Source organism: Pseudomonas sp. AC016 (assembly GCF_979253365.1).
Map to the genome: position 1 here is coordinate 3,284,288 of NZ_CEEDCC010000001.1, position 20,350 is coordinate 3,304,637.

The 20,350-nt window shown below is 60.2% G+C and carries 19 protein-coding genes; 12 read left to right on the forward strand and 7 right to left on the reverse strand.

Translation table 11 applies throughout. From position 1 onward, the window contains the following. Positions 1-25: 25 nt before the first annotated feature. The 5 genes from hflK (AC0IXS_RS14945) (at position 26) to cfaB (ending at position 7,491) form a co-directional block, all read left to right on the forward strand. Positions 26-1,981, forward strand: a complete 1,956-nt coding sequence (hflK, locus tag AC0IXS_RS14945) for a protease modulator HflK (protein ID WP_122668867.1) — start codon at positions 26-28, stop codon at positions 1,979-1,981. A gap of 11 nt (positions 1,982-1,992) precedes the next feature. Continuing rightward, complete coding sequence (hflC, locus tag AC0IXS_RS14950; RefSeq protein WP_043305365.1) at positions 1,993-3,021, forward strand: protease modulator HflC; 1,029 nt, start codon at positions 1,993-1,995, stop codon at positions 3,019-3,021. Then, positions 3,018-4,088 carry a protease modulator HflK gene (gene hflK, locus AC0IXS_RS14955; RefSeq protein WP_449117644.1) on the forward strand — a complete coding sequence of 357 codons (1,071 nt, stop codon included), beginning with the start codon at positions 3,018-3,020 and terminating at the stop codon, positions 4,086-4,088. Before hflC ends, hflK (AC0IXS_RS14955) begins: the two co-directional genes overlap by 4 nt. Continuing rightward, positions 4,085-6,010 (forward strand): cation-translocating P-type ATPase, encoded by a 1,926-nt coding sequence (locus AC0IXS_RS14960; RefSeq protein WP_471824999.1) that lies wholly within the window; start codon positions 4,085-4,087, stop codon positions 6,008-6,010. The genes hflK (AC0IXS_RS14955) and AC0IXS_RS14960 overlap by 4 nt, the downstream gene beginning before the upstream one ends. A gap of 293 nt (positions 6,011-6,303) precedes the next feature. Further along, a complete protein-coding gene (cfaB, locus tag AC0IXS_RS14965; RefSeq protein ID WP_471825001.1) occupies positions 6,304-7,491 on the forward strand; it encodes a C17 cyclopropane fatty acid synthase CfaB in 1,188 nt (395 codons plus the stop codon). A gap of 44 nt (positions 7,492-7,535) precedes the next feature. Here the strand turns inward: cfaB and AC0IXS_RS14970 are convergent, their stop codons facing one another. The 3 genes from AC0IXS_RS14970 to cls form a co-directional block, all read right to left on the reverse strand. Further along, entirely contained in the window at positions 7,536-8,123 is a 588-nt protein-coding gene (locus tag AC0IXS_RS14970) for a putative adenosine monophosphate-protein transferase Fic (RefSeq protein WP_471825003.1), read from the reverse strand. A gap of 4 nt (positions 8,124-8,127) precedes the next feature. Beyond that, positions 8,128-8,592, reverse strand: a complete 465-nt coding sequence (locus AC0IXS_RS14975) for a YhfG family protein (protein WP_029244171.1) — start codon at positions 8,590-8,592, stop codon at positions 8,128-8,130. 73 nt (positions 8,593-8,665) lie between these two features. Then, entirely contained in the window at positions 8,666-10,105 is a 1,440-nt protein-coding gene (gene cls / locus AC0IXS_RS14980) for a cardiolipin synthase (RefSeq protein WP_122668848.1), read from the reverse strand. A gap of 166 nt (positions 10,106-10,271) precedes the next feature. Here cls and AC0IXS_RS14985 point away from each other — a divergent pair, with 166 nt between their 5' ends. Then, a complete protein-coding gene (locus tag AC0IXS_RS14985; RefSeq protein ID WP_004881696.1) occupies positions 10,272-10,793 on the forward strand; it encodes a DUF3617 domain-containing protein in 522 nt (173 codons plus the stop codon). Positions 10,794-10,991: 198 nt separating this feature from the next. Continuing rightward, positions 10,992-12,218, forward strand: coding sequence for an N-acetylmuramoyl-L-alanine amidase (locus tag AC0IXS_RS14990; protein WP_025995471.1), 1,227 nt, complete (start codon positions 10,992-10,994; stop codon positions 12,216-12,218). A 6-nt stretch (positions 12,219-12,224) separates the two neighbouring features. Here AC0IXS_RS14990 and AC0IXS_RS14995 read toward each other — a convergent pair whose 3' ends face one another. Next, positions 12,225-12,614, reverse strand: coding sequence for a hypothetical protein (locus tag AC0IXS_RS14995; RefSeq protein ID WP_004881693.1), 390 nt, complete (start codon positions 12,612-12,614; stop codon positions 12,225-12,227). 142 nt (positions 12,615-12,756) lie between these two features. On the opposite strand from AC0IXS_RS14995, the gene zigA reads away from it, so the two are divergent. Both zigA and AC0IXS_RS15005 read left to right on the forward strand, forming a co-directional pair. After that, a complete protein-coding gene (zigA, locus tag AC0IXS_RS15000) occupies positions 12,757-13,965 on the forward strand; it encodes a zinc metallochaperone GTPase ZigA (protein ID WP_057408802.1) in 1,209 nt (402 codons plus the stop codon). Beyond that, positions 13,965-14,615 carry a DUF1826 domain-containing protein gene (locus AC0IXS_RS15005; protein ID WP_057408801.1) on the forward strand — a complete coding sequence of 217 codons (651 nt, stop codon included), beginning with the start codon at positions 13,965-13,967 and terminating at the stop codon, positions 14,613-14,615. Before zigA ends, AC0IXS_RS15005 begins: the two co-directional genes overlap by 1 nt. A 6-nt stretch (positions 14,616-14,621) precedes the next feature. On the opposite strand, the gene AC0IXS_RS15010 is transcribed toward AC0IXS_RS15005, so the two are convergent. After that, entirely contained in the window at positions 14,622-14,984 is a 363-nt protein-coding gene (locus tag AC0IXS_RS15010; protein WP_162999137.1) for an NADH:ubiquinone oxidoreductase, read from the reverse strand. 61 nt (positions 14,985-15,045) lie between these two features. Between AC0IXS_RS15010 and AC0IXS_RS15015 the strand changes: the two genes are divergently transcribed. Further along, positions 15,046-16,029, forward strand: a complete 984-nt coding sequence (locus AC0IXS_RS15015; protein WP_122668849.1) for a CobW family GTP-binding protein — start codon at positions 15,046-15,048, stop codon at positions 16,027-16,029. 335 nt (positions 16,030-16,364) lie between these two features. On the opposite strand, the gene AC0IXS_RS15020 is transcribed toward AC0IXS_RS15015, so the two are convergent. Beyond that, a complete protein-coding gene (locus AC0IXS_RS15020; protein ID WP_004881684.1) occupies positions 16,365-16,757 on the reverse strand; it encodes a DUF3301 domain-containing protein in 393 nt (130 codons plus the stop codon). A gap of 114 nt (positions 16,758-16,871) precedes the next feature. On the opposite strand from AC0IXS_RS15020, the gene pdxY reads away from it, so the two are divergent. Then, positions 16,872-17,738: a pyridoxal kinase PdxY gene (gene pdxY, locus AC0IXS_RS15025; protein ID WP_025995464.1), complete on the forward strand. Its 867-nt coding sequence runs from the start codon at positions 16,872-16,874 to the stop codon at positions 17,736-17,738. Between the two features lie 47 nt (positions 17,739-17,785). On the opposite strand, the gene AC0IXS_RS15030 is transcribed toward pdxY, so the two are convergent. Further along, entirely contained in the window at positions 17,786-18,271 is a 486-nt protein-coding gene (locus AC0IXS_RS15030) for an acyl-CoA thioesterase (protein ID WP_004881681.1), read from the reverse strand. Positions 18,272-18,573: 302 nt separating this feature from the next. Here AC0IXS_RS15030 and AC0IXS_RS15035 point away from each other — a divergent pair, with 302 nt between their 5' ends. Continuing rightward, on the forward strand, positions 18,574-20,340 hold the full coding sequence (locus AC0IXS_RS15035; RefSeq protein ID WP_057411022.1) for a cation:proton antiporter: 1,767 nt from the start codon (positions 18,574-18,576) through the stop codon (positions 20,338-20,340). Positions 20,341-20,350 lie beyond the last annotated feature (10 nt).

Genomic DNA, 20,350 nt, shown 5'->3' on the forward strand with positions numbered 1-20,350 from the left:
GACAGTGAGCAGGTTCGGGGTAATGATGCGGGTTGATCTGGATGTAGAACATGCGGACCTTGAAGGTCTGCCGCGTTTTCAAATGGCGGCGCGTCAGGCGCGACGTCTCGCACGTCTGATGTATGTTGCCGCCGGGCTTGGCCTCTTCGGGCTGGTGCTGGCGTTTTTCATCGATCTGTTCTCTCCCGGCTCGCTGTGGATGGCCGTGCTGGTCAACAGTGGCGCAGCGCTTCTGCTGCTCGCTGCCGGTTTGCAATCGGCCCGCAGCGTCGCGAACTGGCGTGCCCGCGCGCTGGATGTCCCTGCGCGGGTAGAGCATGATCCGTCTGCGCTTGATGGGGATGCTGACGTCGATGACAGCGGCTGGTATGAGCGGCTACTCACCCGCCTGAGCGACTCCAGTGAATCGCTGCTGCGTCAGATCGGCGTTTCGACGCTGTGGCTTGCCGGATGGGCGCTCCTGGTTCTGATCAGTGTCCAGGCGATCTGGAACCTGACGCTGCTCGGCAACGACATTTCGCCAGTCGCCAATCTTGCGGGCAGCGCGCTGCTGTTGATGGCGTTCGGTTTGCTGGTGCTGGAGCGGCAGCTGAGCGGCGAGGCACAGTGGCCCGAAGCCGAGCCGTTGTCGCGACTGGTGCGCATGACAATCGTCGTGTTTCTGGTCGCAGCCCTGTGCCTGTTTTTCTCCCGGATCGATCGGGTCTGGCCTGCACGTCTGGCTGTGCTGATCGGTGTGCTGCCGATGGCGGTCGCCATCGAGTTTCTGGTGCGCGCCGCGCTGTCGTTGTTCAGCCCGCGCAACGAGCGGATCGAGCCGCGTCTGCTGGCCAGCAGTTTCATTGCCGACCTGTTGCGCTGGCCGCCGCGTCCGCTGATGGCCCTGCAGTACGAACTGCATAACCGCTTCGGCATCGACTTGCGCCAGATCTGGGCGTTCACCTACATGCGCCGGGCCTTTCTGCCCGTGCTGGCGGTCGTGGCCCTGCTGGGCTGGGCGCTGACCGGCGTGCATGAAATCCCGCTACAGGCGCGGGGTATCTACGAGCGCTTCGGCAAGCCGGTCGAGGTCTTCGGTCCTGGCCTGCATGCGGGTCTGCCATGGCCGTTCGGTCGTGTGCTGGCGGTCGAGAACGGTGTGGTTCATGAGCTGGCCGCCAGCGTGTCGCCCGCCAGTGCCGCCGAGCAGATGGCCGATCCGGCCGAAGGTCCGCCACCGGCCAGCGCCAACCGCCTGTGGGACGCCAGCCACATCAATGAAAAATCCCAGGTCATCGCCAGCAGCGCTGGCGCCAAACAGAGCTTCCAGATCGTCAATATGGACGTGCGCTTCGTCTACCGTATTGGCCTGACTGATGCGGCAGCCCTGGCGGCGACCTACAACAGCGCTGATATTCCGGCCCTGATCCGCAGCACTGCCAGCCGCGTGCTGGTGCACGACTTCGCTTCACGCACGCTCGATGAACTGCTTGGCGAACAGCGCACCGGTCTGTCGGACGACATCGGCAAGGCGGTGCAGGCCGACTTGCAACGTCTGGACAGCGGCGTGGAAATTCTCGCCACTGTGGTCGAGGCGATTCATCCGCCTGCCGGTGCCGCCAATGCCTATCACGCCGTACAAGCCGCGCAGATTGGCGCGCAGGCCCTGATTGCCCGCGAGCGCGGCGCGGCCAGCGACAAGGCCAACCAGGCCCAGCTCAACGCCAGCGTCGCCCATGATCAGGCCAGCGCCACGGCCAGTGAAGTGCTGGCCACGGCTCGAAGTGCGGACCTGCGTTTCGACGCCGAGCGTCAGGCTTACACCGGTGCAGGGCAGGCGTTCCTGCTGGAGCACTACCTGACCCGCCTCAACGAAGGCCTGGGCAATGCGAAATTGCTGATACTCGATCACCGTCTGGGCGGCGATAACGCGCCGACCATCGACCTGCGTTCCTTCACCCCACCGGCAGACCCAACGGCGCCGCGTAAAGCCGCTCAGTAAGGAGTCGTCCCTTGAGTCTGTTCCATCATCATCACGATCACAGCGACCACGGTGCTCACGACCACAGCGGTCACGGCCATCACCACCATCATCATGAAGCGGCGGGTCCGGCGGCGTTTCCCTGGCGGCGGGCGAGTCTGGCCGCTGTCCTGATCGCGTTCGCCATCGCCGCAGCCAGTCTGGTGCAGGTGCGTTCGGGCGAGGCGACCGTGGTCACCCGTTTTGGCAACCCGTCCCGCGTGCTGCTCGAGCCGGGCCTGAACTGGCGCTGGCCTGCACCGTTCGAAGCGACCATTCCGGTGGACCTGCGCCTGCGCACGACCTCCAGCGGTCTGCAGGATGTCGGCACCCGTGATGGCCTGCGGATCATCGTTCAGGCTTATGTGGCGTGGCAGGTTCAGGGCGACGCCGACAACGTGCAACGCTTCATGCGTGCGGTGCAGAACCAGCCGGATGAAGCCGCGCGGCAGATCCGGACCTTTGTCGGCTCGGCGCTGGAAACCACGGCCAGCAGCTTCGACCTGTCCAGCCTGATCAACACCGACGCGAACAAAGTGAACATCACGGCGTTCGAGAACCAGTTGCGTCAGCAGATCGATCAACAGCTGCTCGCCACTTACGGCGTGCGGGTGATGCAGGTCGGCGTCGAGCGCCTGACCCTGCCGTCGGTGACGCTCAACGCCACGGTTGACCGGATGCGCGCCGAACGCGAAACCATTGCCACCGAACGCACCGCCGTCGGCAAGCGCGAAGCGGCGCAGATTCGCTCCGCGGCCGAGCGCGATGCGCGCATTGTGGAAGCCGACGCCACGGTCAAGGCTGCGGACATCGAGGCGCAATCGCGCGTCGAAGCGGCGCAGATCTACGGCCGCGCCTATGCCGGCTCGCCCCAGCTCTACAACCTGCTGCGCTCGCTGGACACGCTGGGCACTGTGGTAACGCCGAGCACCCGGCTGATTCTGCGCACTGATGCGGCGCCATTCCGCGTGCTGGTCGACGGCCCGCCGACGCTGGATGGCAAGAGCGGATCGCAGCCATGAGTGATCCGGCTGACGACACCAAGGCTCAGCGCCCTGCGGTCAACGGACCCTGGCTGCAGGCCAGCCGTCTGGCCTTTCTGGGTTTGTACGGCGTGACATTGCTCGCGGCACTGGGCTGGATCACCTCCAACGTGCGGCAGATCGACCCGCAGAACCGTGCGGTGGTCATGCGTTTCGGTGCGCTGGAACGCATCCAGAACGCAGGCTTGCTGACCGCCTGGCCACAGCCGTTCGAGCAGGTGGTGTTGCTGCCGTCGGCGGATCGAGTTATCGAGCGTCGCGTCGAAACGCTGTTGCGTTCATCAGCGGCCCAGAAGGCGGATGAAATCGCGACCCTGTCGGCACCGATCAGCGACGCGTTGGCAGGTTCGGGCTTTCTGCTCACGGGTGACGCCGGTGTGGTCCAGCTGGACGTGACGGTGTTCTACAAGGTCACGGATCCTTATGCCTTCGTGTTGCAGGGTGATCATGTAGAGCCTGCACTGGACCGCCTGGTCAACCGCAGTGCGGTGGCGCTGGCCGCAGCGCGAGACCTGGATACGATTCTGGTCGCCCGTCCTGAGCTGATGGGCGCCGACAGCCAGGCCGCCGAGCGCCGCGAACGACTGCGTGGCGACTTGGTGCGCGGCATCAATCAGCGCCTGACTGCGCTGAAAGACGCCGGGATGAGCATCGGCATCGAGGTCGCCCGCGTCGACGTGCAGTCGAGCCTGCCGCCCTCGGCCGTCAACGCCTTCAATGCGGTGCTGACTGCCAGCCAACAGGCCGATCAGGCCGTGGCCAACGCGCGCACTGACGCCGAAAAACTGACCCAGACCGCCAACCAGCAAGCCGACCGCACCCTGCAGGTCGCGCATGCTCAGGCTTCCGAACGACTGGCCAAGGCGCAGACCGACACCGCTGCCGTTGTCAGCCTGTCGCAGTCCGTCAAGAACCGGAACGACCCCGATCTGTTGCAGCGTATCTACCGCGAGCGGGTGCCCGCGATTCTGCGTCAGGCCGGTTCCGTGACCACCGTCGATCCCAAAGACGATTCCCGCCTGATCATTCAGGGAGCACAACAATGAGTGGCGAAGCCGTCCACACCCACGAGCCTGTCAAAGCGCAAGCGGTCGGCAGCATGCTGAGCGGTGCCGAACAGCGAAGTGCAGCCCGCCAGTTGACGTTGGCAATGCTGGCGCTGGGCTTGCTGGGGCTGGGCCTGATCTGGCGTTTTATTGCGCCGGAGCAGACCGGTGTCAGCCAGTTGCTGCTGGGTGCGGCATCGCTGTTGGTGGCGATTCCGGTGGTCAGCGCCGGTTGGCACAGCCTGCGGCACCCGAGTCTGCATGGCATCACTGATCAGTTGATCGCGCTGGCGATGCTGGGCGCGTGGGCTACCGGCGATCTGATGACCGCCGCGTTGCTGCCGATCATCATGATCTTCGGCCACGTGCTGGAAGAGCGCAGCGTGATCGGCTCGCAGGAAGCCATCGAGGCGCTGGGCCGTCTGACCCGCAGCCATGCCCGGTTGCTGGCTGACGACGGCAGCATTCGCGAAGTGGACAACACCACCCTGAAAGCGGGTGATCAGGTCGAAGTGCGGGCCGGGGACCGCGTGCCTGCGGATGGCCGGGTGCTGTCCGGTCAGGCCAGCCTCGACACCTCGTCGATCACCGGCGAGTCCGTGCCGCTGGAAGCCACAGTGGGCGTGGAAGTGTTCGGGGGCGCGATCAACCTCGATGGCCTGCTGCGTATCGAAGTGACGCGCATTGGTGATGAGTCCACGCTGGGCAAGGTCATCGCGCTGATGCAGAGCGCCGAGCGCTCCAAGCCGCCGATCACTCGCTTGCTTGAGCGTTATGCAGGCAGTTACATGGTGCTGGTGTTGCTGATTGCCGCACTGACCTGGTTCATCACCCATGACGCGCAGGCGATGCTGGCAGTGCTGGTCGCCGCCTGTCCATGCGCGTTGGTGCTTTCGGCTCCTGCAACCGCCATCGCCGGTATCGCCGTCGCGGCGCGTCACGGGATCCTGATTCGCAGCTCGGCTTTCCTGGAGGAACTGGCGGACCTCACCTCACTCGTTGTGGATAAGACCGGCACGTTGACGTTCGGACGCCTGCGGTTGCAGTCGATACAGGCGCGAGGGGCGCAGCATGCACAATTGCTGGAGCTGGCGGCCAGCCTTGGATCGGCCAGCAGCCATCCGGTCAGCCGCGCGCTGGCCGGGCTTGTGGATAAGAGCGCGCTGCTGCCATTGACCGATATTCGCGAGCGTCAGGGGCTGGGCGTTGTGGCGTCGACCGGGCAGGGCGATGCGGCGCTGGGTCGTCCTGAATTGTTCGAGCAACTGGGTATCGCGACGCCCAGCGTCCCCGAGCACGACGGCCCGCTGGCGGGTCTGTCGCTGAATGGCGAATTTCTCGCCTGGTTGTTGCTGGCCGACACCCTCAAACCGGAAGCGCAGGCTGCGCTGCAGGAATTGCGTGAACTGGGCATGGGCAGGCAGTTGCTGCTGACCGGTGACCGTCAGGGCGTGGCTCATCAACTGGCTCGAGAAGTCGGAATCACCGACGTCCATGCCCAGGCGCTGCCGGAGGACAAGCTCAACCGGGTGATGAGCGAGATCGGCAACGGCTTCAGGCCGATGGTGGTCGGTGACGGGGTCAACGACTCGCTGGCGCTCAAGGCAGGCGTCGTGGGCGTGGCGATGGGAGCGGGCGGTGCCGACATTGCACTCGCTTCGGCCGATATTGTATTGATCGGTAGCGATCTGCGTCGTCTGGGCACCTGCGTACGCCTGAGCCGCCGCTGCCGCCATACCCTGCAGGTCAATGTGATCATTGGCCTGGGCTGGACGCTGGCCATCGTCGCACTGGCAGCCTTCGGTCTGCTGGGCGCGGCCGGGGCGATGATCGCAGCGATCCTGCATAACCTGAGCACCTTGCTGGTCCTGGGTAATGCCGGGCGTCTGCTGCGCTTTCAGGAGCCCTTGATCAAATTGTGAGCAGCCTGCAGATCGCGAGCACTGCCGTTTCGCCTGAAAAGCCTGAGCCATTACATCTTTTTTAAGTATAAGAAATGGCTTGAGCTTTGAAGAACTCTGTTACAGATTAAGAGTCATTCAACAGAGTGCGGTCCAAATTCAGGCTGTCGTCTGGCTCGAGTCAGTGGGCACAAGGCTGTTCCCCCGAAGTTGATTCAAAGCAGTTTTGCCATCGCCAATAGCCTATCGGCCCTTTTTGGAGGGTTTGTCTTGGATGCTCTATTCGAGTTTTCTGGATAAGGGGGTGATTCATTATGCTTACGCAACTTCCGTCGGTCTTGCAAAACCTTCATCTGCCGCTGCGTCTCAAGCTCTGGGACGGTCATCAAATGGACCTGGGGCCTGATCCCAGCGTCACGATTGTCGTGAAGGATCCACGACTCGTCTCCGATTTCACCCACCCCAGTCTCGACCTGCTTGGCAGCGCGTTCGTGGAAGGACGGCTGGAACTCGAGGGCTCCATCAGTGAAGTGGTCAGGGTCTGCGACGAGCTGACCCACGCGCTGGTGGAGGAGGAAGACGAGTCCGACACGCCAGTGCGCACCCGGCACGACAAGGACACCGACGCCGCTTCGATTTCTTACCACTACGACCTGTCCAACGAGTTCTACCAATTGTGGCTCGACAAGGAGATGGTCTACTCCTGTGCCTACTTCAAAACGGGCAACGAATCGCTGGAACAGGCTCAGCAGGATAAATTTCATCACCTGTGCCGCAAGCTGCGCATCAAGCCCGGTGACTACCTGTTGGATGTCGGCTGCGGCTGGGGCGGTCTGGCGCGCTTCGCCGCCCGCGAATATGGCGCGAAGGTTTTCGGCATCACCCTCAGCCGCGAGCAACTGGCGCTCGCCGGCGAACGGGTGACGGCCGAGGGGCTGGACGATCAGGTCGAACTTCAACTGCTCGATTATCGTGACCTGCCCCAGGACGGCCGCTTCGACAAAGTGGTCAGTGTCGGCATGTTCGAACACGTTGGTCACGCCAACCTGCCGCTCTATACCCAACGCCTGTTTGGCGCGGTGAAGGAGGGCGGTCTGGTGATGAACCATGGCATCACCGCCAGGCACACCGATGGACGACCCGTCGGGCGTGGGGCGGGCGAGTTCATAGACCGCTACGTGTTCCCCAACGGCGAGCTGCCGCACATGGCGATGATCAGCGCCCACATCAGCGAGGCCGGACTGGAAGTCGTCGATGTCGAAAGCCTGCGGCCGCATTATGCCAAAACGCTGGAGCACTGGAGCGCCCGCCTTGAAACACGCTTGAGTGAAGCGGCCGCGATGGTGCCCGAACACACCTTGCGTATCTGGCGGCTTTACCTTGCAGGCTGCTCCTATGCGTTTGCGCGAGGCTGGATCAATCTGCATCAGATTCTGGCGGTGAAGCCTTTTGCTGATGGCGGTACGGGGTTGCCGTTGACGCGGGAGGATGTTTATCGGTGATGGCAGATGGTCGAGCGCGAGGTGCATTCCATGAGTGAGGCTTCTTACAGAGGCCTCACGATGCGTTTGAAGATTTTTTCCATCGGTCCGTAATTTACATTTACGCCATCGATGTTGGCCTGAATCCACTCGTCTCGACTCACGTTTTCCCAGTCAAGCTCATAGCCGGCCGAAAGTGCAAGGTGCTCGAAAAAGATTCGCTGAACCCTGCCATTACCCTCGCGAAACGGGTGGATCATGTTGAGTTCGCAGTAATACTCGGCCAGCTTCTCGCAGAAGCGCTCCTTGTTTAGTCCACTCAGCCAATGATCTTTCTGAAGAGCGTCGAAGATCTTTTGTGCTTCAGCGTCGATTCGTCCACAGGTGCAAAAGCGAGTACCACCTTTGGCGATGTCGACGCTTCTTATTTTCCCTGCCCACTCATAGAGATCGGAAAACAGCTGCAGGTGCAGCGTGCTTATATTGTTCAGGCTGTAGGGCGGGGCGCAGTAATGCACTCGAGCTATGGTGACAGCGGTGATCTCTCTTTCCGCCGCCTCAAGACTTTCCATATCTCGTATGTTTAATGTGTTTTTCAGCACCGAGGAGTTCGGGTAGCAGTAAATATCCTGAGAGGCATCATATCGATCCATGACATTACCTTCGGTGTTTGGCCAAAACACTTTCCAACGAAGCCTTACTCTCCGGGAAAGGGAGGTGAATGCCTTCCAGCTTCGAGCTGTTGATAAAGTTTTTGATCTTTTTGTCTTCGAAGCGCTTATACGGACTGACGTCCTGTTCAACGGCATAAGCCAGGCAATTTTTGATGAGCGTGTCGAGGTCAGCCTGACTTTTTACGGTCAGGGTAAAGCCCATTGTTTCTGACAGTGAATACCTGACGCTTTTGAAATCGTTTGTTTCAGCAGCCCTATACAAGCTGTCCTTGTTCGATGAAATGGACCGTTCAAGGCGTTTGAGTTGACGATATAAAGAGGCCCAGCCATTCACGCCAAGGATGAGCATCAATTGGCTTTCAACCGCTTTTTTCAGGTCGAAGAACTTTCCGAGCTTCTTCAGATCCTCAATGTCCTCAGCTTGTAATATCTGCTGTAGCGTTGCCATGGTGTCGGGGCCTCTTAACGGTTATCAAAAGCCGTGCGCATCGCTAGTTTAATGAATGTTCCCCGCCTTTGCTTCACAGGATCGGCGATATCAACCGAGCCACGCGCATACCCAGCTGGTGCAATCTCCGCGTCTCGCGGCTTTCCTGGATGGAGATTTCCCGCGCCTGGGCGAAATCGGCATTCAGCATGGCCTCGACCTGATTGGAGAAGTCAGGGTCGACGGTCAGCAGCATCAGTTCGAAGTTGAGCCTGAACGAGCGATTGTCGAGGTTGGCGCTGCCGATCGCGGTGATTTCGTTGTCCACCAGCACGACTTTCTGGTGCAGGAAGCCCGGGCCGTAGCGGAACACCCGCACGCCTGCGCGGACCGCATCGAAGGCATACAGGCTGGATGCGGCGTAGACCACGTAATGGTCTGGGCGCGAGGGCAGCAGCAGGCGGACATCCACACCGCGTAGCACCGCCAGACGCAGGGCCGCGGACACAGCTTCATCCGGAATGAAATAAGGGCTGGTGATCCATACGCGTTCTTCGGCGGCATGGATGGCTTCGACGAAGAACAGCGAGCAGGTTTCCTGCGCATCCGCCGGGCCGCTGGCCAGCAGTTGGCACAGCACGCCGTCCTCAGGGAAGGTTTCCGGCAGGCTCAAGGGCGGTAGCTCGCGGGTGGCCCAGAACCAGTCTTCGGCAAATGACTCCTGCAGACAGGCAACCACCGGCCCGATGACTTCCACGTGGGTGTCCCGCCAGGGCGCGAGTGGCGGTTTGAGCCCCATGTATTCATCGCCGACGTTGTGTCCGCCCATATAGCCTTTCAGCCCGTCCACGACCACGATCTTGCGGTGGTTGCGGAAGTTGATCTGGAAACGGTTGAGCCAGCCACCGTGGGTGGCGAACGCTTTGATCTGCACGCCACCGGCGCGCAGCTTATCGATGTAGGCTGCGGGCAAGGCGTGGCTGCCGATCCGGTCATAGAGCACAAAGATCGACACGCCTTCAGCGGCTTTTTCCAGCAGCAGGGTTTGCAGCTGCCGGCCAAGCGCATCGTCATGGATGATGAAGAACTGAACCAGTATCGTCTGCCGGGCCGCACCAATAGCCTCGAAGATCGCGCCAAATGTTTCTTCGCCGTTGATCAACAGACGGACTTTGTTATTGGCCAGCGCTGGCATGTTTCCGAGTTTGGGCATGGCCCGTAGCGACGTGTAGGCTTTAGAGCGGCGCGCCGCAACGGCTTCCTCGATCCAGGGCCGCCAGTTCAGGCTGCCGATGGCGACACGCATCTCCTGGTTGGCGTCACGCCGCGCCTTGATATAGGCATCGAACGAACTGCGGCCGAAGACCAGATACGGAATAAGGGTGAAATAGGGGATGAACAGCAGCGGCATCGCCCAGGCAATGGCGCCTTGCGAGGTGCGTACGGTCAGCAGCGCGTGAATGGCGGCACCGGTGCCCAACAGATGAATGAAACCCAGGACGTAACCGAAAAAATACGGGTCGTGATAATCCATGTGGAACAATGCTCCTCGGCTTTGCTGCCTAACAGACCACAGCTGAACCGGAATGTCGCTATTTTATTCCGGGTGCAACTGGGCAGCGGTTATGTCGTCTAAGGCTCATCTTCCGGCCGGTTGTCCCGGCCTTGTGTATCTGTCACTGCCGCTCAGGAATACTCAAATGAATAAACGTATGTTGGCGTGGTTTTTCTGTCTGGCGACGCCGCTGGCTCAGGCCCAGATGCTGCAACCTGGCTTGTGGGAACTGACTTCCAGCAACATGAAAGTGGACGGTCAGCAATTGCCCGACCTGCAACTGATGCTGGGCCAGCTGAAAAACCTGCCGCCCGAGCAGCAAGCCATGATGGAGCAGATGATGCAAAAGCAGGGCGTAACGCTGGGCGGCAAGGGTGTACGTGTTTGCCTGACGCCTGCGCAGGTGAAATCGGACGACATCCCGTTGACTGACCCCAAGTCGGGTTGCACGCAGAAAATCACTGCGCGTAACGGCAAGACCTGGAACTTCCAGTTCAGTTGCCCCAAGGCTCAGGGAACGGGACAGGCGCAATTCCTCAGTGATCGCGAGTTCACGACCAACGTCGTAGGCACGTTCAACGCCACTGGTCAGCAACAGAACGGCAGCATGGACACCCGTGCCGTCTGGCTGGGCGCGCAGTGCGGAACCGTTGCACCACGTACCTGAGTCAATTCATAGAGTTACGTTCCACGTGGAACATTCTTGAAAAATGGACGATTTATTGTCGTTCAGCAAGGGTGTTCCATGACTTAATCTTCATGAAGTGCTTCATATGTCATTCGTAACTGCATGTTATATTGTTACTAATGTCATGGATGAAACCTTCGTGAGCCGGGATGCTCGTTTTTGCGCTTGAGACATCCCATGCACAGACGCCAAATGCTGCTCAATATGCTCCTGGCCGGTGCGGCCCTGACCTTGCCACTGGGTGCTTACGCCACGCAAATCCGTAACGCACGCCTGTGGCGGACCAACGACAAGCTGCGTCTGGTCCTGGATCTCAGCGGACCTGTGCAATACAAGACCTTCACGCTCACTGCCCCGGATCGTCTGATCATCGACGTCAGCGGCTCTCGCCTGACCGGTGACTTCAGCCAGTTGGCGCTGGACAGGACAGTCATCACGTCCATTCGCTCCGGCCATTACGGGTCGGGCGATGACACACGTATCGTGCTGGACCTGACGGCCCCGGTGCAGTTGAACAGCTTTCTGCTCGGCCCGCAGGGTGATCAGGGCCATCGTCTTGTGCTGGACATGAGTTCCACAGTACGTGCGCCTGTGCAAATGGCCGAGCTACCGCCACCGGTGCCGGTGAAGGAGCCCGCCAAGGCACGTACCGGTGGGCGCGACATCATGGTCGTGGTCGATGCGGGTCATGGCGGCAAGGATCCTGGTGCGGTCGGCTCTCGTGGTGAGCGAGAGAAAGACGTCGTGCTGTCCATCGCTCAGTTGCTGGCCAAGCGTCTCAAGCGCGAAAAAGGCTTCGACGTGCGTCTGGTACGTAACGATGACTTCTTCGTACCGCTGCGCAAGCGTGTCGAGTTCGCGCACAAGTCCAACGCCGACATGTTCATCTCGGTGCATGCCGATGCCGCGCCGCGCCTGACAGCGTCCGGCGCGTCGGTGTTTGCGTTGTCCGAAGGCGGCGCGACCTCTGCCACAGCGCGTTTCATGGCTCAGCGCGAGAATGGCGCGGACCTGCTGGGCGCAAGCTCGTTGCTCAACCTGAAAGACAAGGACCCGATGCTGGCCGGGGTGATTCTTGACATGTCGATGAACGCGACCATCGCCGCCAGCATGCAATTGGGTCATACCATTCTGGGCAGTCTTGAAGGCATCACCACGCTGCATCAGAAGCGCGTGGAACAGGCCGGTTTTGCCGTGCTCAAGTCGCCGGACGTACCTTCGATTCTGGTCGAGACGGGCTTCATCTCCAATACGCGTGACAGCCAGCGTCTGGTCACGGCGCGTCATCAGCAAGCGGTCGCCGACGGATTGTTCGAAGGTCTGCAACGCTACTTCCAGCGCAACCCGCCCATGGATTCGCATATGGCCTGGGTGCAGGCGCAGAAGAAGGAACAGCAGGCCTGATCTGCATTACCTGCAGCCGTTCAGGCGGCTGCAGGTGATCTTGCTGCGCGTACCGTCCGAGCTTGAAACCCGCGTGATCGTCGTCCAGCCCACGCGCTGGATAGTGCCGATCCAGGCCTCGCCATCTGAAGCCAATCCCGTAAAGAACGTCAGCTGGTCGTAGCGACTATTAGTCTGCACCCAGCGGCGTTTATCCAGCACTTCATAGCCTCTCAACCAGGTTGTCTGCCCGGCTGTGGTGACGCTGTAGTGATTGCCTTGCGCATCACTGCACGCCAGCACGGTAGCGCTGCGCGTGCACAGCGCAAGATCGGCGGCAGGCCGTGCACCGGCAGCCATTGCTTGTGTGCAGGCCAGAGCCAGTAATGCGATCAATCCTGCCGAGAGCTGTTTCATGACGAACCCTTGAATGAGCGGTGTAGCTATTTTGTGTTGTTATACTATAACATTCGTGGATGATTAGAGCTGGCTGCCAGATGGATCAGTTGCAGCCAGTACGAACAAGGCTGAAGCCTTGCAGACTGGTTGGAGAGTCCTGATGTCGAACCGCTTACCCGTTACTGTGCTGTCCGGATTCCTCGGCGCTGGCAAGAGCACCTTACTCAATTACGTGCTGCGCAATCGTGAAAACCTGCGCGTGGCGGTCATCGTCAATGACATGAGCGAGATCAATATCGACGGCGGCGAAGTCCAGCGCGACGTCAGTCTGAACCGCGCCGAAGAAAAGCTCATCGAAATGAGCAACGGCTGCATCTGCTGCACCTTGCGCGAAGACCTGCTCGAAGAGGTCAGCCGCCTCGCTCAGGACGGGCGCTTCGATTATCTGCTGATCGAGTCCACCGGTATTTCCGAGCCGCTGCCCATCGCAGAAACCTTCACTTTTCGTGATGAAGCAGGCAAGAGCCTGATCGATCTGGCGCGTCTCGACACGATGGTAACGGTGGTCGACGGGGTTAATTTCCTGCTCGATTACGAAGCTGCCGACGGTCTGGACACGCGTGGTGAAACCCTGGGTGAAGACGATGACCGTTCGATTACCGACCTGCTGATCGAGCAGATCGAATTCGCCGACGTGATCCTGCTCAGCAAGATTGACCTGATCAGCTCCAGCGAGCGCGAAGAGCTGATGGCCATCCTGAAAAGCCTCAACGCTGACGCCGAAATCATTCCGATGGTGATGGGCGAGGTGCCGCTGGCGAAGATTCTCAACACCGGTCGTTTTGATTTCGAGCGCGCCTCTCAGGCACCGGGCTGGCTCAAGGAGCTGCGCGGCGAACACCTTCCGGAAACCGAGGAATACGGTATCGCGTCCACGGCCTACCGGGCACGCCGCCCGTTTCACCCGGAGCGATTCTTCGACTTCATTAACCGACCCTGGACCAACGGCAAGCTGCTGCGCTCCAAGGGTTTTTTCTGGCTGGCCAGCAAGTACAAGGATGCTGGCAGCTGGTCTCAGGCAGGTGGATTGATGAGACACGGGTTTGCGGGCCGCTGGTGGCGTTTCGTCGCGCGTGAGAGCTGGCCTGAAGATCAGGAGAATGTCGCGTCCATCCTGGACAACTGGTCATCGGAGACTGGCGATTGCCGTCAGGAACTGGTGTTCATTGGCCAGAACATCGATTTTGACCAACTGACCGCTGAACTGGACGGCTGCCTGCTGACCGATGACGAGATGGCAGCAGGTTCCGAACGCTGGCGCGCCCTGCGTGATCCGTTCGGTCCCTGGCACGAAGAGGTGGCTGCCTGATGCATGCCCATTTTCTGAAGTATCAACCGACAATTCGGCAGGCCTGCGGGATTACGCCTGACGTATTGGGTGAAGTATTGGAAGACGGCGTCAACCTCGCCGTCTGGCAGCGTCAGTTACCGGCGCACATCGAAGACTTCGGCGCATTGCTCTTGTCGATGGAACAGCCGCTGTCCGAGTCCTTGACCCTGGACGTGAAGGGCGGTGATCTGGAACCGGATCTGCGTACGCTGGCGTCGGGCTACGCCGACCTGCAGGGATACGATGGCTTCATCGCCGACGTCTCGTGGCTGGTCAGTGCCTACGCCTGCCTGCTGGGTGCCGACTGCGTGGGGCTGCGGTTGCGGGTGCTCGACAAGGCAATGTGTCCGCGCTTTCACGTCGATCACGTGCCTGTGCGTCTGATTACCACGTATGCCGGGTGTGGCAGTCAGTGGCTCAAGGAAGGTGATATTGATCGCAAGCAACTGGGTCGGGCGGAAGCCGAGCCGCTGGATGTCAGTGTCATCCAGCAGATCAATACCGCAGACGTGGCGCTGCTCAAGGGCGAGCGCTGGCGTGGAAACGAGGGTGCAGGCCTGGTGCATCGCTCGCCGGCACTTGAAGGCAGCGAACGCAGGCTGATCCTTACGCTGGACTGGCTGGCCTAGCGTTGTTTACGGCGTGATCCACTGACCCTTGCTCTGGCCTTCGCAGAAAGGCTTGAGGTACAAGGCGTCACTGGCCACGCCGTAATAATGGATATGCTCGCGATAAGGCATGTTGGCGACCTGCGCATTACGGCACACGCCGAATGCGCCGGTCGGGCATTCCTGCGAGTAAGCGACCTCGGTTTTCTGACCCGCCAGTTGCGGCTGACAGAAGCTGTCGTGGAACAGGTTTGCCGGGATATTGATATTCTCCTGACATACCTTTACATCAAGCCGCTCGGCCTGGCTGTGTACCAGGCACGCCTGCGCCCAGGTTTCACCTGAAGACAGCGCCAGCAGCATCAGTGCCAGCCCTGCAGACCGTTTCATGGCTTGCAGGGTTACCTTTCCTTGCTCTTCAATCACGAACGCACTCGTAGAAATCATTGTCATGCTGCAGAACATTCCGACTCACGTCATCGGTGGCCCGCTGGGTGCCGGCAAGACCAGCCTGATCAGACAGTTACTGGCCCAGAAGCCTTCCAGCGAGCGTTGGGCGGTGTTGATCAACGAATTCGGGCAGATCGGACTGGACGCCGCACTGTTGACCACGGCCGAGGATGGTATCGCACTTGGCGAAGTGGCTGGCGGTTGCCTGTGCTGTGTCAACGGCGTGCCTTTCCAGATCGGGCTGGGTCGCTTGCTGCGCAAGGCCAGGCCTGATCGCCTGCTGATCGAGCCGTCCGGGCTGGGGCATCCTGCGCAGCTCATGGCGCAGTTACGCGAGGCACCCTGGCTCGGCGTGCTTGATGTGCAGCCCAGTGTGATGGTGCTGGATGCGGCGGCGATGCATAACGGGCAGCCACTGGCCGAGACCCAGCAGGAAGCGCTGGTCATGGCGGGTTTGCTGGTGATGAACAAATCCGAACACTTGGAAGAGGCCTCCCGTGAGGCGCTGGCTGGCGAGCTTGCGGGGCATTCTCTGCTCTGGACGCGCTTTGGCGAACTTCCGCTGGATCGTCTGCCCGGTTATTTGCCGTCCACGCTTGTGGATAAAAGCAGTGTGGATAACCTGAGCGTGCCTCGCAGCATCAGCCAGTTACCCCCCGCCTGGCCCGATCCCCGTACGCCTCTGTGCCTGAGCCATCAAGGCGGGGGCGGCTGGAGCATCGGCTGGCGCTGGCACCCGTCGCAGCAATTCGACCTCCAGCGGTTGCTGCTCTGGCTTGAAAGCCTGAACTGGCAGCGCGCGAAAATGGTTATCCACAGCGCTGGCGGCTGGTATTCAGGCAATGTTGCGCAAGGTGGACCGCTGGCCTGGCAACTCAGCGAATGGCGACAGGACTCGCGTCTGGAGCTGATCTTCTCGACACCTCAGGATGCTGAAGTGTTGCAGGCGCAGATGGTGGGATGCCTATTGGCGGACACGCGGTAGCGGGAGGTCTGTCTGAGCACAGCGCTGTTTCACAGCACACGAGGACTGTGGGAGGCGCCACCACGCCTTCGACGTAGCGCTGTCGCGCAGCAAACACGGGCCGTAGGAGCGCGCTTGCCCGCGATTGCGTCAGTTCAGTCGCTGATTTTCTGTCCTTAAGATCCTATCGCGGGCAAGCGCGCTCCTACAAAAATCGCGTTTCTTCAGTAAGTTACAGGTTGCTTGATAAGAGCGGACTTGTCCGCGAATACAGTTTTTCAGCCACTGCATATGCATCGGATGTACCGGCCTTTTCGCGGACAAAGACGTGGTGGTGCCTCCCACAAAGACAGCGCTTACTGCTTCCACTTCTGATGCGACTGGCGCCATTCACTCATCTGGATGATTTCGGCGCTGGGCGGTGGAGTCTTGATTTCGAACGGGTAGGGCGCCAGTTCGATCTGAGCGGTGTGTGCGCCGAACATGGTGATGGTGCCGGGATGACGCTGTTCACCGGTGACGGTGAATTCGAAGCCATATACCCTGGCGAGCCGCTTGTGGCCCTGGGCATCACGTGCAAAGGTGAGGCGGCGCAGGGCAACGTTGCCGTCCAGCAACTCGAGCTCAAGGCGGGCGCAGTGCTGTTTGACGCGTTCCAGCGCTTTCTCGCGCAGACCATGGGCGTGCCACCACCAGGCCGCAGCGCTTGCGAACAGCATCAGCACGAAAATGTTTCCCAGGGTCAGCATGACGGAGTGCTCCAGCAAAGGAGCCACCAGCTTAACTGTCCTGAGTGATTTACAGCCATACTGTGCGACTTATATTTCTCATTACTGCATTTGCATCGTGTTCAGGATATTCCCATGAAACGTACACCCCACTTGCTCGCTATCCAGTCCCATGTGGTCTTCGGCCACGCAGGCAATAGTGCAGCGGTGTTTCCGATGCAACGTATCGGTGTCAATGTCTGGCCGCTCAACACGGTTCAGTTCTCCAACCACACGCAATACAAGCAGTGGACCGGCGAAGTGCTGGCCCCGCAGCAGATTCCGGCCCTGATCGACGGCATTGCCGCCATCGGCGAGCTGGGCAACTGCGATGCCGTGCTTTCCGGCTATCTGGGCAGCGCCGCGCAAGGAAGGGCGATCCTGACGGGCGTTGCACGTATCAAGGCGGCCAATCCCAAGGCACTGTATCTGTGCGATCCGGTGATGGGTCATCCCGAGAAGGGGTGCATTGTCCCGGCTGAAGTCAGCGATTTTCTGCTGGAAGAGGCCGCCGCTATGGCCGACTTCCTGTGCCCCAACCAGTTGGAGCTGGACAGTTTCTCGGGGCGCAAGCCTGAGTCGCTGCTCGATTGCCTGGGGATGGCCAAGGCGCTACTGGCACGTGGCCCGAAAGCTGTGGTGGTCAAGCATCTGGATTACCCCGGCAAGGCGGCCGACGGCTTTGAAATGCTGCTGGTGACCGCCGACGCCAGTTGGCATCTGCGTCGGCCATTACTGGCGTTTCCGCGCCAGCCGGTGGGTGTGGGTGATCTGACCTCGGGCCTGTTCCTGTCGCGCATCCTGCTGGGCGATAATCTGGTCGCAGCGTTCGAATTCACTGCATCCGCCGTGCACGAAGTGCTGCTGGAAACCCAGGCGTGCGGCAGTTACGAACTGGAACTGGTTCGTGCTCAGGACCGTATCGCTCATCCGCGGGTACGTTTCGAAGCGGTCAGGCTGTAACGGCCGACTGTTGCTGCGGCTCGGGCATCCCTGCCTGAGCCCGTTCCTTAAAGCGCTTCTTCCTTGATTTCCTGGTAACGCTTTTCCAGTTCCTGACGGAGCTGGCGGCGTTGCTGCGCCTGGATATAACGACGCTTGGCGTCAGGGCTTTCCGGTTCCAATGGCGGGACGCTGGCCGGTTTGCGGTTGTCGTCCACGGCCACCATGGTGAAGAAGCAGCTGTTGGAGTGGCGTACCGAGCGCTCGCGGATGTTTTCGGTCACCACTTTGATGCCGACCTCCATCGAGGTGTTGCCGGTGTAGTTCACCGATGCCAGAAAGGTCACCAGTTCGCCGACATGCACCGGCTCACGGAAGATCACCTGGTCCACGGACAACGTGACCACATAGCGACCGGCATAGCGGCTTGCGCACGCGTAAGCCACCTCATCCAAGTACTTGAGTAACGTACCGCCGTGCACGTTGCCAGAGAAGTTGGCCATGTCCGGGGTCATCAATACAGTCATCGACAGCTGGGCGTTTCCGGGTTCCATAGCGTACTCACACGGTCAAGGTGTTCAAAGACGCCTATGCTGGCGCTCGAGGTGTCGCAGTCACTCAGGCTGCACAGTATCGGGACGCTGGCCATTCACTGCCCGTCACGCGTCATTCCATCTGTTTCCATATATTGCACCGGCTTTTTGTCGAAGAGTGCAGTGTTAACCTTCAAAAACCCGTGGATCGGGTTTTTTCCTACGTTTTCGTCAGATTTGGATGACGAAATTTCGGCAGGCGACGCGGCAAGCGCGTCCAGTACCGGTCAAGGAAACTCATCACCTGAAGGAGCCCCATCCTAATGCATGCCGTCAATTTCATTCAGGACCTGGCAGTGATCATGCTGGTGGCGGGCGTGGTAACCATTCTTTTCCATCGACTGCGGCAGCCCGTGGTGCTGGGCTATATCGTTGCGGGTTTCATCATTGGCCCGCATACGCCGCCTTTCAGCCTGATCCACGATGAAGACACGATCAAGACCCTCGCCGAGCTGGGGGTGATCTTCCTGATGTTCTGCCTGGGCCTTGAGTTCAGTTTGCGCAAACTGTTCAAGGTCGGTGCCACGGCGTTCATTGCCGCGTTTCTCGAAATCGCCCTGATGATCTGGATCGGCTACGAGATCGGCCAGTTCTTCGGCTGGAAAACCATGGACTCGCTGTTCCTGGGCGCGATTCTGGCGATCTCCTCGACCACCATCATCGTCAAGGCGCTCAACGACCTGAAGATGAAGAACGAGCGCTTCGCTCAGTTGATCTTCGGGGTGCTGATCGTCGAAGACATCCTCGGCATTGGCATCATTGCGCTGTTGTCCGGCATTGCGGTCAGCGGATCGGTCAGCTCCGGCGAGGTGTTCTCGACCGTCGGCAAGCTGTCACTGTTCATGATCGTCGCGCTGGTGATCGGCATTCTGCTGGTGCCGCGCGTGCTGGCCTACGTGGCCAGATTCGAAAGCAACGAAATGCTGCTGGTGACGGTGCTGGGCCTGTGTTTCGGTTTCTGTCTGCTGGTCGTCAAGCTGGAATACAGCATGGTGCTGGGCGCTTTCCTGATCGGCGCGATCATGGCTGAATCCAGGGAGCTGATAAAAATCGAGCGCCTGATCGAGCCGATCCGGGACATGTTCAGTGCGATTTTCTTCGTGGCGATCGGCCTGATGATTGATCCGAAAATCCTGCTCGATTACGCCTGGCCCATCGCCGTAATTACCGTTGCCGTGGTGCTGGGCAAGATGCTGTCCTGTGGGCTGGGCGCGTTTCTCGCCGGTAACGATGGCAGGACCTCGCTGCGGGTAGGCATGGGGCTGTCACAGATTGGCGAATTTTCCTTCATCATCGCGGCATTGGGTATGACGCTGCAGGTGACCAGCGACTTCCTGTATCCAGTAGCCGTCGCCGTGTCGGCCATCACGACCCTGCTGACGCCGTACCTGATTCGTGGTGCCGATCCGCTGTCGAACAAGCTCGCCATGATGGTGCCCGGGCGCGTTGCGCGAGTGTTCAACATGTACGGTGAGTGGCTGCGCAGTATCCAGCCACAGGGAGAAGGCGCGGTGCTGGCGCAGATAATCCGTCGCATCCTGCTGCAGGTCGGCGTCAATCTGGCGCTGGTGATGGCGATCTTCTTCAGCGGTGGATATTTCGCCGAGCGCATTGGCGGCTACATGAGCGAATGGGTCGGGGATGTCAGTTATCAGAAGGCGCTGATCTGCGGTGCCGCGTTGCTGCTGTCGTTGCCATTCCTGATTGCGGCGTATCGCAAGCTCAAGGCGTTGTCGATGCTGCTGGCAGAGATGGGCGTCAAACCGGAGATGGCGGGGCGTCACACGGTGCGGGTGCGCAAGGTCCTGTCCGAAGTCATTCCACTGCTTTCGCTGGCGTTGATTTTCGTCATGCTGGCTGCGCTGTCAGCCAGCATTCTGCCGGCCAACGAACTGTTGCTGGTCATCACGCTGGTGGCGGCGCTTGTCGCTGCGCTGCTGTGGCGCTGGTTCATCCGCGTTCACACGCGCATGCAACTGGCGCTGATAGAGACACTGGGTAACAACAATCCGGAGTCATCCGGGCATTGAGCCCGGTGAC